Origin of the sequence: Pseudomonas citronellolis, assembly GCF_029335315.1 — a bacterium.
In the GTDB taxonomy this organism is placed as follows: Bacteria; Pseudomonadota; Gammaproteobacteria; order Pseudomonadales; family Pseudomonadaceae; genus Pseudomonas; species Pseudomonas citronellolis_A.
Map to the genome: position 1 here is coordinate 15,264 of NZ_JARJLT010000384.1, position 14,501 is coordinate 29,764.

13 protein-coding genes are annotated in these 14,501 nt (G+C 67.6%); 10 read left to right on the plus strand and 3 right to left on the minus strand.

The window, feature by feature from the left end:
* Positions 1-161 precede the first annotated feature (161 nt).
* Positions 162-533 carry a PilZ domain-containing protein gene (locus P3W75_RS29345; protein WP_276230837.1) on the minus strand — a complete coding sequence of 124 codons (372 nt, stop codon included), beginning with the start codon at positions 531-533 and terminating at the stop codon, positions 162-164.
* A gap of 145 nt (positions 534-678) precedes the next feature.
* Here P3W75_RS29345 and P3W75_RS29350 point away from each other — a divergent pair, with 145 nt between their 5' ends.
* The 4 genes from P3W75_RS29350 (at position 679) to yjiA (ending at position 4,728) form a co-directional block, all read left to right on the plus strand.
* Positions 679-1,185, plus strand: coding sequence for a DUF3015 domain-containing protein (locus tag P3W75_RS29350; protein ID WP_276230838.1), 507 nt, complete (start codon positions 679-681; stop codon positions 1,183-1,185).
* Between the two features lie 202 nt (positions 1,186-1,387).
* Positions 1,388-3,454, plus strand: coding sequence for a carbon starvation CstA family protein (locus tag P3W75_RS29355; protein ID WP_276230839.1), 2,067 nt, complete (start codon positions 1,388-1,390; stop codon positions 3,452-3,454).
* A gap of 15 nt (positions 3,455-3,469) precedes the next feature.
* Complete coding sequence (locus P3W75_RS29360) at positions 3,470-3,673, plus strand: YbdD/YjiX family protein (protein ID WP_276230840.1); 204 nt, start codon at positions 3,470-3,472, stop codon at positions 3,671-3,673.
* Between the two features lie 74 nt (positions 3,674-3,747).
* Positions 3,748-4,728: a GTPase gene (gene yjiA / locus P3W75_RS29365; protein ID WP_276230841.1), complete on the plus strand. Its 981-nt coding sequence runs from the start codon at positions 3,748-3,750 to the stop codon at positions 4,726-4,728.
* A gap of 214 nt (positions 4,729-4,942) precedes the next feature.
* On the opposite strand, the gene P3W75_RS29370 is transcribed toward yjiA, so the two are convergent.
* A complete protein-coding gene (locus tag P3W75_RS29370; RefSeq protein WP_276230842.1) occupies positions 4,943-5,632 on the minus strand; it encodes a GntR family transcriptional regulator in 690 nt (229 codons plus the stop codon).
* Positions 5,633-5,772: 140 nt separating this feature from the next.
* Between P3W75_RS29370 and P3W75_RS29375 the strand changes: the two genes are divergently transcribed.
* From P3W75_RS29375 to P3W75_RS29400, 6 genes are all read left to right on the plus strand, one after another.
* Entirely contained in the window at positions 5,773-6,858 is a 1,086-nt protein-coding gene (locus tag P3W75_RS29375; RefSeq protein WP_276230843.1) for an ABC transporter ATP-binding protein, read from the plus strand.
* Position 6,859: 1 nt separating this feature from the next.
* Positions 6,860-7,777: an ABC transporter permease gene (locus tag P3W75_RS29380; RefSeq protein ID WP_276230844.1), complete on the plus strand. Its 918-nt coding sequence runs from the start codon at positions 6,860-6,862 to the stop codon at positions 7,775-7,777.
* On the plus strand, positions 7,774-8,565 hold the full coding sequence (locus P3W75_RS29385; RefSeq protein WP_276230845.1) for an ABC transporter permease: 792 nt from the start codon (positions 7,774-7,776) through the stop codon (positions 8,563-8,565). The genes P3W75_RS29380 and P3W75_RS29385 overlap by 4 nt, the downstream gene beginning before the upstream one ends.
* Positions 8,566-8,595: 30 nt before the next feature.
* Positions 8,596-9,645, plus strand: coding sequence for an extracellular solute-binding protein (locus P3W75_RS29390; protein WP_276230846.1), 1,050 nt, complete (start codon positions 8,596-8,598; stop codon positions 9,643-9,645).
* A 155-nt stretch (positions 9,646-9,800) separates the two neighbouring features.
* Complete coding sequence (locus tag P3W75_RS29395) at positions 9,801-11,000, plus strand: amidohydrolase family protein (protein WP_276230850.1); 1,200 nt, start codon at positions 9,801-9,803, stop codon at positions 10,998-11,000.
* Positions 10,997-12,484, plus strand: coding sequence for an amidohydrolase family protein (locus tag P3W75_RS29400; protein WP_276230847.1), 1,488 nt, complete (start codon positions 10,997-10,999; stop codon positions 12,482-12,484). The genes P3W75_RS29395 and P3W75_RS29400 overlap by 4 nt, the downstream gene beginning before the upstream one ends.
* A 201-nt stretch (positions 12,485-12,685) precedes the next feature.
* Here the strand turns inward: P3W75_RS29400 and P3W75_RS29405 are convergent, their stop codons facing one another.
* Positions 12,686-14,173: an APC family permease gene (locus P3W75_RS29405; RefSeq protein WP_276230848.1), complete on the minus strand. Its 1,488-nt coding sequence runs from the start codon at positions 14,171-14,173 to the stop codon at positions 12,686-12,688.
* Positions 14,174-14,501 lie beyond the last annotated feature (328 nt).

The following is a 14,501-nucleotide window of genomic DNA, read 5'->3' on the forward strand; positions in this document are numbered from 1 at the left end:
TCAGCGGCTGGCCTGGCGGCGTACAACCGCGAACGGTTGTACGCCCTACGGTTGCATTTCCGCTCGGAGGGATGGGTTCGCCTGTACATCCGTGGGTCGCTCGGGCGTAGGGCGGATAACGATAGTCCCCGGCAGCGCCAAGGCTGACCGAGGCGCGCGCCCTACGCCTGCTCCCCCAGCGCCGTGAGTTCGCGCTCCAGCAGGGTTTCGTCGCCCAGGTTGAGCTCCACCAGGCGGCGCAGGTGGCTGATCGACTCCAGATCGATGTGCTTGCAGGTGAAGCCCAGCAGGCCCTCGCGCTCCCAGGCCAGCTCGGCCTCCATGTAGATGTTGGCGTCGAAGCCCAGGTAGATGCGGACGTCGAAGGGCTTGGCGGGGTCGCCGTGCCAGCCGGCCGGGCGCTCCACCAGCAGGCCCTGCAGCGACAGGTCGTGCAGCTCGGCCTTCCAGCGCTGGCCGTCCTGGCCGACTTCGGTGCTGGCATCGAAGGCGATGCGGCTGAAGCGCCGTCGTTCGGCGTGATCGTCACTCATGGCGGGCTCTCCGGCCGTTTTCATTCGCTTCACTATAGCCAAGCCGCTGTCGTCCGTCGCCGCGCCGGCGCGTGGTTTGACAGGTGCGCAACCCTCGCCAAAGCTGCAAGAGCGGTTTCCCCAACATCACGCGGCGGAGTGGAGCATGAATAAGAAGATTCTGGGACGGGGTCTGGTTCTGGGGGTACTGGCGTCAGCGAGCCTGCTGGCTCAGGCCGATGACACCAGCGGCAAGGGCTGCGGTTGGGGCCAGATGGTCTTCGACGGCCAGCGCGGGCTGTTCCCGCACCTGCTGGCGACCACCACCAACGGCACCTCGGGCAACGCCACCTTCGGCCTGACGTCCGGCACCAACGGTTGCGACTCCAACGTGCGCATCGGCTACAGCGGCCGCTCCTGGTTCGCCATGAACGGCATGCTCGACAACATCGCCGAAGACATGGCCAACGGTCATGGCGACGCCCTCGACGCCTACGCCACGCTGCTGGGCGTGGAAGCCAAGGACCGCGCGCATTTCGCCCAGGTCACCCAGCAGCACTTCGGCGAAATCTTCGCCAGCAAGGACGCCACCAGCGAGCAGGTCTACACCAACACCCTGTCGGTCATGCAGCGCGACCAGGTGCTGGCGCGCTACGCCAAACAACCCGCCTGACCCCCGCTTCACCCCGCGCCACCCCGCGAAAATCCTCCCTCGGGAGCGGTTTTCGCGGGCGCCGGCTGCGACGTCGCGACGCCCCTTTTCGGGCGGCAATATCGCTGTAAGGGCTCTAGACTAAGGTCGTATAAATGACTCGTGGGAAAGGGCTAGAATTTTTCCTGCGAATTCTCGCCCTTCAACAGTCGGAAGCATCGCCATGAACAATAACAACAGCCTGCTACGTCACATCGCCTGGGCGATAGTGGCGATAGTCGGTGCCTTTGCCTTAGGAGTCGTGGCGCTGCGCCGCGGCGAAGCCATCAACGCCTTGTGGATCGTGGTCGCGGCGGTCGCCATCTACCTGGTCGCGTACCGCTACTACAGCCTGTTCATCGCCGAGAAGGTGATGCAGCTGGACCCCAACCGCGCGACGCCGGCGGTGCTCAACAACGACGGCCTGGACTACGTCCCGACCAACAAGCACATCCTCTTCGGTCACCACTTCGCCGCCATCGCCGGCGCCGGCCCGCTGGTGGGCCCGGTACTGGCCGCGCAGATGGGCTACCTGCCCGGCACCCTCTGGCTGATCGCCGGGGTGGTCCTGGCCGGCGCGGTGCAGGACTTCATGGTGCTGTTCATCTCCAGCCGCCGCAACGGCCGCTCCCTGGGCGAGCTGGTGCGCGAGGAAATGGGGCAGGTGGCGGGGACCATCGCCCTGTTCGGCGCCTTCCTGATCATGATCATCATCCTCGCGGTGCTCGCGCTCATCGTGGTCAAGGCCCTGGCCGAAAGCCCCTGGGGCATGTTCACGGTGATGGCGACCATCCCGATCGCGATCCTGATGGGCGTGTACATGCGCTACATCCGCCCGGGCCGCATCGGTGAGATCTCGGTGGTCGGCGTAGCGCTGCTGCTGGGCTCCATCTGGCTCGGCGGGCAGGTCGCGGCCAGCCCCGAGTGGGCGCCGGTGTTCACCTTCCACGGCGTGCAGATCGTCTGGATGCTGATCGGCTACGGCGCCGTCGCCTCGGTGCTGCCGGTGTGGCTGCTGCTGGCGCCGCGCGACTACCTGTCGACCTTCCTCAAGATCGGCACCATCATCGCCCTGGCCATCGGCATCCTGATCGTCATGCCGGAACTGAAGATGCCGGCCCTGACCCAGTTCACCGACGGCACCGGCCCGGTGTGGAAGGGCGGCCTGTTCCCCTTCCTGTTCATCACCATCGCCTGTGGCGCAGTCTCCGGCTTCCACGCGCTGATCTCCTCGGGCACCACGCCCAAGCTGCTCAACCGCGAGCCCGACGCCCGCTACATCGGCTACGGCGGCATGCTGATGGAATCCTTCGTGGCGATCATGGCCATGGTCGCCGCCTCGGTGATCGAGCCGGGCATCTACTTCGCCATGAACAGCCCGCCGGCGGTGGTCGGCACCGACGTCAACGCGGTGGCCGCGACCGTCAGCAGCTGGGGCTTCATGATCTCCCCCGAAGTGCTGACCCAGACCGCCAAGGACATCGGTGAAACCACCATCCTGGCCCGCGCCGGCGGCGCCCCGACCCTGGCCGTGGGCATCGCCCACATCCTCCACCAGGTGCTGCCGGGCGAAAACACCATGGCCTTCTGGTACCACTTCGCGATCCTCTTCGAGGCGCTGTTCATCCTCACCGCGGTGGACGCCGGCACCCGCGCCGGGCGCTTCATGCTGCAGGACCTGCTCGGCAACTTCATCCCGGCCATGCGCAAGACCGACTCCTGGGGCGCCAACATCGTCGGCACCGGCGGTTGCGTGGCGCTGTGGGGCTGGCTGCTGTACCAGGGCGTGGTCGACCCGCTGGGCGGCATCAACACCCTGTGGCCGCTGTTCGGCATCTCCAACCAGATGCTCGCCGGCATCGCCCTGATGCTCGCCACCGTGGTACTGATCAAGATGAAGCGCCAGCAGTACGTCTGGGTCACCGCGCTGCCGGCGGCCTGGCTGCTGATCTGCACCACCGCGGCAGGCCTGATCAAGCTGTTCGACAGCAACCCGGCGGTGGGCTTCGTCGCCCTCGGCAAGAAATACTCCGCGGCGCTGGACGCCGGCCAGGTCATCGCCCCGGCGAAGGACATCGGCCAGATGCAGCACGTGGTGATGAACGCCTACATCAACGCCGGCCTCACCGTGCTGTTCCTGCTGGTGGTGTTCAGCGTGCTGGTGTACGCGATCAAGGTCGGCGCCGGCGCCTGGACGAAGAAGGAGCGCACCGACAAGGAAGCGCCGTTCCAGCCCATCCCCGACGCGTGAGGCAGGAGGTGAAACGTGTTCAATGACCTCAGCCGCATGGGCAAGTACCTCGGGCAGGCCGCCAGGATGCTGGTGGGCATGCCCGACTACGACACCTATGTGGAGCACATGAGCAAGAAGCACCCGGACAAGACGCCGATGACCTACGAGGAGTTCTTCCGCGAACGCCAGGAGGCGCGCTACGGCGGCGGCAAGGGTCGGCCGATCCGTTGCTGCTGACAGCGCGGATGGGTGTATAAACGAACGGGCCGCCAGCGAGCGGCCCGTTTTCATTTTCTGCCTGGATGGTTCCCATGAGTGATTCGCAACAGCCCGCGCAGATCCCGGTGACCGTGCTCACCGGCTTCCTCGGCGCCGGCAAGACCACCCTGCTGCGCCACATCCTGCAGGCCGAGCACGGCCTGAAGATCGCGGTGATCGAGAACGAATTCAGCGATACCCCGATCGACGCCCAACTGCTGGGCGACGCCCCGGCGCAGGTCATGACCCTGGCCAACGGCTGTGTCTGCTGCACCATCAACGACGACCTGGAGCGCTCGCTGTACCTGCTGCTGGAGCAGCGCGACAGCGGCGAGATCGACTTCGACCGCCTGGTGATCGAATGCACCGGCCTGGCCGACCCGGCGCCGGTGGCGCAGACCTTCTTCGTCGACGAGACCCTGCGCGAGCGCTACCTGCTCGACGGCATCATCACCCTGGTGGACGCGGCCAACGCCGACCGCCACCTGCAGGAAGCCATCGCCCAGGCCCAGGTCGGCTTCGGCGACCGCATCCTGGTGAGCAAGCGCGACCTGGTCTCGGCCGAGCAGTACCAGGCCCTGGCCGAGCGCCTGCAGCGCATCAACCGGCGCGCCGAGCTGTTCCCGGTGGACCACGGCGCCATCGACCTGGACCGCCTGCTCGACGTGCGCGGCTTCAACCTCAACGCCGACCTCGGCCTGCGTCCGCTGCAACCGCTGCGCCCGGTGCCGGCGAACAACGACCGCATCGGCACCCTGGTGCTGCGCAGCGACAAGGCGCTGAACATCGAGCGCCTGAGCGAGTTCATGGACGACCTGCTGCAATGGCACGGCAACTCGCTGCTGCGCTACAAGGGCGTGCTGAACATCGACGGCGAGGAGCGCCGCCTGGTGTTCCAGGGCGTGCTGCGGTTGTACGGCTTCGACTGGGACACGCCCTGGGGCGACGACAAGCGCGAGAGCGTGATCGTGTTCATCGGCGACAACCTGCCGGAGGAACAGATCCGCCAGGGCTTCGAGGCGATCACCGGCTGAGCTCCGTCGGACCGCGGCGGATAACGCCGTAGGCGTTATGCGCCCTACGCCATTGGCGCGCGTGTTTATCGAGGGATTCCCGTAGGGCGCATAACCGTTCGCGGTTATCCGCCGCCAGGCCGGGGCTCCGGCGCCCGGGAGCTGCGGCGGATAACGCCATAGGCGTTATGCGCCCTATGTCGAGAGGGACGTATTCATCGCCGGGCCGTCGTCCTCACCCCGCGATCAGGTGCTTCAACGGGTGATAGTCCGCCTTGAAGCCCTCGGCGGCCTTGAGGATCGCCTGCTCGATGCCGTTCAGGTGCTGGCAGGTCAGCTCGATCGCCGCCGCCTGGTTGCCCGCCTCGATGTACTCCACCAGCCGCAGGTGCTCGTTCTCGCGGCAGGTGCCGTGGCTGTCGTCGTCCAGCGCCGCGGCGAACAGCGAGGCGCGTTCCACCAGCTTGCGGAACCAGCCCAGCAGCACCGGGTTGTTCAGCGCCTGCGCCAGCTTCAGGTGGAACTCGCCGAGCAGGCGCACGAACTGCGCGTGGTCGCCGTCGTGGACGGCGGCTTCCTCCAGCGCCAGGTGGTCGCGCAGGTCGCGTAGCACCGCGCTGTCGGCGCGCCGGCAGAGTTCGCTGACGATGCCGATCTCCAGCAGCCGGCGGGTCTCGAACAGCGAGCGGATCTCCTCGTCGCTGGGCAGCGCCACCCACGCCCCCTTGTTCAGCGCGCTGGACACCAGGCCATCGGCCTCCAGCTGCTTGAGCGCCGCGCGTACCGACGTGCGGCTGACCTTGAACAGCTCCGCCAGCGACGCCTCGCCAAGCTTCATGCCCGGCCGCAGGCTGCGCTTGATGATCGCTTCGTAAACCCCCTGGTAGACGCGTTCCACCGTGGATTCGGGGTGTTTCTCGGTCATTACCGGCTCCGTCATGGCTGTCTCCCGCGCAAGCATGCCGCAAATGGGGCCGCACAAAACCCCTTGCGGAACAAAAATAAACCGGTTAATCCTATGTTGCATCCAATTATTGCATACAAAAACAAGAGGAATGCACCAATATGGATCACTCATCCTCCGTCCAGGTGCGCGGCGTCAGCAAGCGCTACTCCGATGACCCCCGGCTCGCCCCGGCCCTCGACCGGGTCTCGGTGAGCATCGCCCACAACGAGTTCTTCACCCTCCTGGGCCCGTCCGGCTGCGGCAAGACCACGCTGCTGCGCAGCATCGCCGGCTTCGAGAAGGTCAGCGAGGGCGACATCCTGGTCGGTGGCGAGCGGGTCAACGACCTGCCGCCCTACCGCCGGCGCATCAACACCGTGTTCCAGAGCTACGCGCTGTTCCCGCACATGAACGTGGCCGAGAACATCGGCTTCGGCCTGGAGATGCAGGGCCTGGCGCGCAAGGCCATCCCGGCGCGGGTCGAGGAAATGCTGGCGCTGGTGCAGATGCAGCACCTGGCGCGGCGCAAGCCGGCCGAGCTGTCCGGCGGCCAGCAGCAACGCGTGGCCCTGGCCCGCGCGCTGGCGCCGAAGCCGGCGGTGCTGCTGCTCGACGAGCCGCTGTCGGCGCTGGACCTGAAGCTGCGCAAGGAAATGCAGGTGGAGCTCAAGCGCGTGCAGCAGGAGGCGGGCATCACCTTCATCTTCGTCACCCACGACCAGGAAGAGGCGCTGACCCTGTCCGACCGCATCGCCGTGATGTCCCACGGCAACATCATGCAGGTCGGCAGCCCCAACGAAATCTACGAACGCCCGCGGCATCGCTTCGTCGCCCAGTTCATCGGCGACATCAACTTCCTCCCCGGCCAACTGCGTCGCGGCGAAGGCGAGCTGGAGCTGTTCCGCCCGGCGGCGATGCCGGTGGACATCCCCTGCAGCCTGCCTGGCGGCCTGGACCCGACGCGGGTGCAACTGGCCTTCCGCCCGGAGCGTTCGAAGCTGGTCGAGCCCACCCAGCCGCACCACCTGCGCGGGGTGATCGAGACGGTGATGTACGTCGGCACCGCCACCCTGTACCGCTGCCGCCTGCCCGACGCCTCGCAGATCACCCTGCGCGAGGGCAACGAGGGTGGCCGCGCCCGCGCCGTCGGCGAGGCCGTGGCGGTGCAGCTGCCACCGCAGGCCTGCCTGCTGATGGAGGCCTGAGATGAGCGTCACCGCCACGTCCCCGACCACCAGCCGCCTGCTGCTGCTCAGCCCGGTGGCGCTGACCCTGCTGGCGCTGATCGCCATACCGCTGGGCATCATGGGCTACATCAGCCTGCTGCCGCGCAACCTCTACGGCGGCGTCGACTGGCACGCCGGCTGGCAGCTGCAGAGCTACGTGCAGCTGTTCTTCCAGGAAGACTTCGACGGCAATCTGGAGCTCAACTGGGTGTACGCCCAGGCGCTGCTGCGCTCGCTGTTCCAGGCCGGCGGCACCACCGCGCTGTGCTTCCTGCTCGGCTTCCCGGTGGCGCTGTGGATGACCAGCCTGAACGAGAAGGCGCGCAACCTGATGGTGCTGCTGATCACCATCCCGTTCTGGACCAACCTGCTGATCCGCAACTACGCCTGGCTGATCATCCTCCGCGAGAACGGCTGGATCGCCCAGGGGGTCAACGCGCTCTTCCCCCAGGCTGGCGGCATCACCCTGCTGTACAACGACTTCGCCGTCTGCGTGGGCCTGGTCTACAGCTTCCTGCCGTTCATGATCCTGCCGATCTACTCGACCCTGGAGAAACTCGACTGGCGCCTGGTGGAAGCCGCCTACGACCTCGGCGCCACGCGCTGGAAGGCGCTGCGCCGGGTGATCCTGCCGCTGTCCATGCCCGGCGTGATCGCCGGCGCCCTGCTGGTGTTCGTGCCGAGCCTGGGCGCCTTCATCACCCCGGCGATCCTCGGCGGCGGCAAGACCCTGATGATCGGCAACCTGATCCAGCAGCAGTTCGGCACCGCGCGCAACTGGCCGCTGGGCGGCTCGCTGTCGTTCCTGCTGCTGGGGATCATGCTGCTCGCGCTGGTCCTGTTCGCCCTCTACAGCCGCAAGGCGGCCAAGTCCGTCCACCTGGGAGGCGCCGCATGATCGCCCAGCACCTGAAGAAACTCCCCGGCACCCGCGAGACCAGCCTGCTGGTGCTGGCCTACCTGTACCTGCCGATCCTCGTGCTGATCGGCTACAGCTTCAACGCCAACCGCTCGGCCACGGTGTGGACGGAATTCTCCTTCGCCTGGTACGGGCGCATCGTCGCCAACCCGTCGATCCAGACCGCGGCGTTCAACTCCCTGGTGGTGGCCGGCTGCGCCACCGTGCTGTCCACCGCCATCGCCCTGGCGGCGGCGCTGGCCACCTCGCGGCCCTTCTACGGCCGGCGCCTGGTGGAGGGCGGCATCAACCTGCCGCTGATCCTGCCGGAGATCGTCATCGCCGTGGCCACCCTGCTGCTGTTCATGGCGCTGGGGATCAAGCTGGGCCTGCTGACGGTGATCGTCGCCCACGTCGGCTTCTGCATCCCCTTCGCCTACCTGCCGATCCGCGCGCGCCTGAACGACCTGGACAAGAGCCTGCTGGAAGCCGCCGGCGACCTCTACGCCAGCCCCTGGCAGGTGTTCCGCCGGGTCACCCTGCCGCTGCTGTGGCCGGCGGTGCTGTCTGGCGCGGTGCTGGCGTTCGTGGTCAGCCTCGACGACTTCATCATGACCTTCTTCGTCGCCGGGCCCGGCTCGACCACCCTGCCGGTGTACATCTTCTCGGCCATCAAGGCCGGCGTGACCCCCGAGATCAACGCCATCTCGACCCTGATGCTGGTGATTTCCATCGTCCTCGTGGTGCTCTCGTACTGGCTCGGCCAGCGCGGCAAGCACGAGGCCTGATTCGCTGACCTTCCTTCGCGGAGAACGACCATGAAGTTGCAAGCCCTGCGTCACGGCCTCGCCGGTTTCAGCCTCGCCCTGCTGGCCGGCGCCGCCCAGGCCGAAGAACCCAAGCAGCTGTTCTTCTACAACTGGACCGACTACTACCCGGTGGAACTGCTGGCCAAGTTCGAGAAGGAGACCGGCATCAAGGTCACCATGGACGGCTACGACAGCAACGAGACGCTGCTCGCCAAGCTGCAGGCCGGCGGCGCCACCTACGACGTGATAGTGCCCTCGCACTCGATCATGCAGACGCTGATCCACCAGGACCTGCTGCTGGAGATCGACACGCCACAGCTGGCCAACTTCCAGTACGTGAAGCCGGCCTTCCGCGACCCGGCCTTCGACCCCGGGCGCAAGTTCTCGGCACCCTACCTGTGGGGCACCACCGGCTTCTCCTACGACAGCGCGCGGGTGTCGGGCGGCAAGCTCGACGACTCCTGGAAGGAATTCTTCGAGCCGCGCCCGGAGCTGGACGGCCAGGTCGCCGCGCTCGACACCCCGAGCAGCCTGATCAACGCCGCCGCGCACTACCTGGACATCGACGAGTGCACCGAGAGCCCGCAGGACGCCAAGCGCATCCTCGAACTGCTGCAGAAGCAGAAGCCGCACCTGAAGATGTACAGCTCGGACAACACCGTGGACCGCATGGCCTCCGGCGAAGTCATCCTGATGCAGAACTGGAATGGCTCCACCGCCCGCGCCACCGCGCAGAAGGGCAGCATCAAGTACGTCTACCCGCGCGAGGGCGTGGCCTCGTTCCAGGACAACTTCGCCGTGCCGAAGAGCGCGCCGCACCCGGAGAACGCCAAGGTCTTCATCAACTGGATGATGAAACCGGAGAACGCCGCCGCGGTGACCAACGCCATCGCCTATTCCAACGGCATCGACAGCGACAAGTTGCTGGACGCCAAGTGGAAGGTCATGGACGCCATCAACATGCCCGAGGAATACGCGCAGCGTTTGCGCCTGGAAAAGGAATGCAGCAACAAGTCCCGCGAGCTGCAGGACCGGATCTGGTCCAAGCTCAAGGGCTGAGGGCTTTTCGCTTTTCGTAGGAGCGAGCTTGCTCGCGAACGGACCTGCACCGTCCTTCACCCTGTCATCCCCGCGTTCGCGGGAACGACGGGGTGGGGCTGTGCGAGGTCGGTGGCTGCTTCCCGCGACCGAATCAAATGTCATTCGAGGTCTCCATGATCGACAGCTACTGGCTGCGCAACATCCGCCCGCTCGGTGAAGCGGCCGAAGACTTCCTCATCCGTGCTGGCCGCATCGCCGAGCGCCGCCCCGCCAGCGACGCCGCGCTGCACGCCGGCGACCTCGACGGCGGCGGCCAGCTGCTGCTGCCGCCGCTGGTGGAAAGCCACTGCCACCTGGACAAGACCCTCTGGGGCCAGCCCTGGCGGCCGAACAGTGCCGGGCCGACGCTGAAGGACTACATCGCCAACGAGCGCCGCGTGCTGCGCGAGATCGAGGCGCCCATCGCCGCGCGCGCCGGCGCCCTGCTGGAGCAGTGCATCGCCCGTGGCTCGCTGACCTTCCGCTGCCATGTGGACATCGACCCCGAGTTGGGCCTGAGCCATGTGCAGGCCATGCTGGAGCTGCGCGAGCGCTACGCCGACCTGATCGACATGCAGTTCGTGGTCTTCCCGCAGACCGGCCTGGTCAGCCGCCCGGGCACCGCCGAGCTGATGCGCGAAGCGCTGCGCATGGGCGTCGAGCACGTCGGCGGGCTCGACCCCTGTGGCATCGACGACGACCCCATCGCCCAGCTCGAGATCGTCTTCGGCCTGGCCCGCGAGTTCGGCCGCGGCGTCGACATCCACCTGCACGACAAGGGCGAGCTGGGCCTCTGGCAGATCGCCCGGATCGCCGACTACACCGAACGCCATGGCTTGCAGGGGCGGGTGATGATCAGCCACGCCTACTGCCTGGGCATGGCGCCCTGGCACCAGGTACAGGCGCTGGCGGCGCGCCTCGCCGCGCTGGAAATCTCGCTGATGAGCTCGGCCCCGGCGGACACGCCGGTACCGCCGTTCCTCGCCCTGCGCGAGGCGGGGGTGAACCTGTGCCTGGGCTCGGACGGCATCCGCGACGCCTGGTCGCCGATGGGCAACGGCGACATGCTGGAGCGCGCCATGCTCCTGGCCTTCCGCTTCGACCTGTGCAAGGACGACGAACTGGCCGCCGCCTTCGCCGCCGCCACCACCAACGGCTCGCGCGCCCTGGGCCGCGCACCGGCGACCCTCGATGTGGGTGAGCCGGCGGACTTCCTGCTGTTGCCGGCGCAGAGCCTGGGCGAGGCGGTGGTCGCGCGGCCGGCGCAGCGCCAGGTGTTCAAGGCCGGCCGGCTGGTCGCCGAGCACGGCCGCCTGCTGGAGTCGCGGCTGTGAGCACGCCGCGCGTCGGCCTCAAGGCCAGCTTCGTGGTCGGCTTCGACGGGCGCCAGCACGTGCTCTGGCGCCACGCCGAGGTGGTCTTCGAGGGCGGGCGCATCCTCTTCGTCGGGCGCGGCTTTCCCGGCGAAGTGGCGCAGTGGATCGACTACGGCCACGCCCTGATCGGCCCCGGCTTCATCGACCTGGACGCCCTCGGCGACCTCGACTCCACCGTGCTCACCCTCGACAATGGCGCCGAATGGGCCATGGGCCGGGTGTGGTCGGCCGACTACCTGCGCGCCGGGCCGCAGGAGTGCTACAGCCCGGACGAGGAGCTGTTCAAGTACCGCTACGCCTTCACCCAGCTGATCCGCAACGGCGTCACCACGGCCATGCCGATCACCTCCATGTACTACCGGCGCTGGGCCGAGCGCTACGACGAGTTCGCCGATGTCGCCGCGCTCTCCGCCGAACTCGGCCTGCGCAGCTACCTCGGCCCCTGCTACATGAGCGGCATGACCTACGCCTGCGCCGACGGCAGCCCGGCGCAGCACTGGGACGAGCCCGCCGGCCTGGCCGGGCTGGCCGCCGCCGAGCGCTTCTTCCGTGACTTCGACGGCGCCCACGGCGGCCTGGTGCGCGGCGCGCTGCTGCCCGACCGCATCGAGACCTGCACCCCGGCGCTGCTGGAACGCAGCGCGGCGCTGCAACGCGAGCTGGCCGCGCCGCTGCGCCTGCATTGCTGCCAGTCGCGCTACGAAATGGACCTGGTGCGCCGCCTGCACGGCCAGTCGTCGCTGCAATGGCTGCAGCGCCTGGGCCTGCTCAACCCGCGCTCGGTGCTGCCCCACGGCATCCACGTCGACGGCGAGGAAGACCTGCAGCGCTTGCAAGAAGGCGGCGCGAGCATCGTGCACTGCCCGGTGGTGTTCGCCCGCGACGGCGACGCCCTGGACTCCTTCGGCGCCTACCGCGAGCGCGGCATCAACCTCGCCATGGGCACCGACACCTTCCCGGCGGACATGCTCGACAACCTGCGCCAGGGCCTGAACATCGCCCGGGTGAAGGAGGGCACGGCGGAGCGCACGCGCATCCTCGACCTGTACAACGCGGCGACCCTGGGCGGCGCCCGCGCGCTGGGGCGCGACGACCTCGGCCGCCTGGCCGCCGGCGCCCGCGCGGACATCACCGTGTTCCGCCTGGGCGCGCTGCACCAGGGGCCGTTCTTCGACCCGCTGAAGAACCTGGTCACCGCCGGCCGCGGCGACGACTGCATCGCCAGCTACATCGACGGCCGCTGCGTGATGCAGGGCGGCCAGGTGGTGGGTGTCGACTACCCCTCGCTGCAACGCCAGGCCGACGCCCTGTTCCAGAAACAGATGCAACACCACTCGGCCCGAGCCTTCGGCAACCCGCCATGGCGCGAGCTGTTCCACCCATCGATCCCCTTCGCCGACGCCTACAGCGCGCAAGCCCCGTTGCAGGATGCCAGCGGCTGATTGGCGCCGAGACGAATAGGTTTACGCAGGATGCTCCATGCCAGCCGGCTGACTCCTGACTTATCGCGCACGCCGACCAGCCCCCTCTCCCGCTTGCGGGAGAGGGTTGGGGAGAGGGGCCTTTCAGCCCTTCAGCTCCCAAGTCGCCCCAGAAAAGAAAACGCCCGGCATTCACCGGGCGTTCTCACTCAACCACGAACCTCAGCGCTGCGACAGCTTCCAGGCGTCGCCGGCCGGGGCGTTACCCTTGTCGTAGGGCTTGAACAGGGTCATGTACAGCAGGCCCACGGCGATCACGATGGCACCCACCAGGATGATCCCGTAGTTGATGTACCAGGGCGCGTCCGGAGTACGCGGCCAGGACATGTTGACGATCGCCAGCACGCCGTAGATCTGCGCGGCGATGTTCACCGGCCAGCCCCACTTGCCGAGGGTGAAGGCGCCGCTCGGCTTCCAGCCGCGCAGGCGGGCGAACAGGGCGGCCGCGACGATCATCTGGAAGGCCAGGTAGATGCCGATGGCGGCGAAGCTCACCACTGTGCCGATGGCGTTCTGCAGGTAGAAGCCGATGCACACGATGGCCGCCGGGATCACCCCGCACACCACCAGGGCCGCGGTCGGCACGTGGGTGTTGGGCGACAGGCGCTGCAGCAGGCGGCTGCCCATGACCATCTCGTCGCGGGCGTAGGAGTACAGCAGGCGGCTGGCGGCGGCCTGCAGGCTGAGCACGCAGGAGACGAAGGACACCAGGATCACCAGCATCACCAGGCGCGCGCCGGTCGGGCCGAAGGCGTTGCCGAAGATGGTGCTCATCGGGTCCTTGTCGGCGCCGGAGATCACCGCGGCCATGTCCGGTACCGCGAGGATCAGCGCCAGGGCGGCGAACATCGAGGCGCCACCGCCGATCCAGATGGTCATGCGCATCGCCTTGGGAATGCGCCGGCTCGGGTTCGGGGTTTCCTCGGCGACGTCACCGCAGGCCTCGAAGCCGTAGTAGAGGAACATGCCGGCCAGGGAGGCGGTGAGGAACGCCGGCCAGTAGGCGCCGTCGATGCGGATGTCGAAGGTGTTGAACAGCACCGAGATCGGCTGGTGGCGTTCGAAGATCAGCAGGTAGCCGCCGATGACGATGGCGCCGATCAGCTCGCAGAGGAAGCCGAACATGGCCACCCGCGCCAGCAGCTTGGTGCCGCTGAGGTTGAGCAGGGTGGCGATCAGGGTCAGGCCCAGGCCGATCAGGGTGTTGGTCACCGGGCTGGCCTCGAAGCCGAGCAGGGTGGCCACGTACGGGCCGGCGCCGAGGGCCACCGCGGCGATGGTCACGCACAGCGACACCGAGTAGATCCAGCCGACCATCCAGGCCCAGCGCTTGCCCACCAGGCGTCGGGCCCAGGGGTACACGCCACCGGAAATCGGGAACTGCGAAACCACCTCGCAGAAGATCAGGCACACCAGCATCTGCCCCAGGCCCACCAGCAGGTAGGACCAGAACATCGGCGGGCCGCCGGCGGCCAGGCACAGGCCGAAGATGCTGTACACGCCGACTACCGGCGAAAGATAGGTGAAGCCCAGGGCGAAGTTCTGCCACAGGCTCATGCTGCGTTCGAAGTTGGAGGAATAGCCCAGCGCGCGGAGCTGTTCCGCGTCGCGGTCGACCGGGGCGAGACCGGGTTGGATCGGACTGTTCATCGTTATTGTTCCTGTATGGCTATGCACGTCGGCATTGAACAGATGGATCGGGACTGGGAGCCCGCCGTCCGCGGAGGTGCGGGGGCGGCGGAAGGAAACCGGGGCGGCCGGGCCGGGGGTAACAGCGTCGACCGCCTGCGGGAAAGCAAGCACAGCGTATGCCATATTACCTATGATTTAAAATGTTTTATCGCGGTAATGGCGCATTGCCCAGTCAGCTGCCCGGCAAGGCTCGAACTAGAGCGGTGAGGCTGCCTGGCGAGGCGTCCGGGGAGCGCCGGCGCCAGATGCGCGAACGGCGCCGAAGCGCCATTGCGGAGGAGCGTAA

What these genes read in the sequence shown, in the direction of transcription:
- P3W75_RS29345 (WP_276230837.1), bottom strand. Translation starts at nt 533, where the DNA reads ATGAGTGACGATCACGCCGAACGACGGCGCTTCAGCCGCATCGCCTTC.
- P3W75_RS29350 (WP_276230838.1), top strand. Translation starts at nt 679, where the DNA reads ATGAATAAGAAGATTCTGGGACGGGGTCTGGTTCTGGGGGTACTGGCG.
- P3W75_RS29355 (WP_276230839.1), top strand. Translation starts at nt 1,388, where the DNA reads ATGAACAATAACAACAGCCTGCTACGTCACATCGCCTGGGCGATAGTG.
- yjiA (WP_276230841.1), top strand. Translation starts at nt 3,748, where the DNA reads ATGAGTGATTCGCAACAGCCCGCGCAGATCCCGGTGACCGTGCTCACC.
- P3W75_RS29370 (WP_276230842.1), bottom strand. Translation starts at nt 5,632, where the DNA reads ATGACCGAGAAACACCCCGAATCCACGGTGGAACGCGTCTACCAGGGG.
- P3W75_RS29375 (WP_276230843.1), top strand. Translation starts at nt 5,773, where the DNA reads ATGGATCACTCATCCTCCGTCCAGGTGCGCGGCGTCAGCAAGCGCTAC.
- P3W75_RS29380 (WP_276230844.1), top strand. Translation starts at nt 6,860, where the DNA reads ATGAGCGTCACCGCCACGTCCCCGACCACCAGCCGCCTGCTGCTGCTC.
- P3W75_RS29385 (WP_276230845.1), top strand. Translation starts at nt 7,774, where the DNA reads ATGATCGCCCAGCACCTGAAGAAACTCCCCGGCACCCGCGAGACCAGC.
- P3W75_RS29390 (WP_276230846.1), top strand. Translation starts at nt 8,596, where the DNA reads ATGAAGTTGCAAGCCCTGCGTCACGGCCTCGCCGGTTTCAGCCTCGCC.
- P3W75_RS29395 (WP_276230850.1), top strand. Translation starts at nt 9,801, where the DNA reads ATGATCGACAGCTACTGGCTGCGCAACATCCGCCCGCTCGGTGAAGCG.
- P3W75_RS29405 (WP_276230848.1), bottom strand. Translation starts at nt 14,173, where the DNA reads ATGAACAGTCCGATCCAACCCGGTCTCGCCCCGGTCGACCGCGACGCG.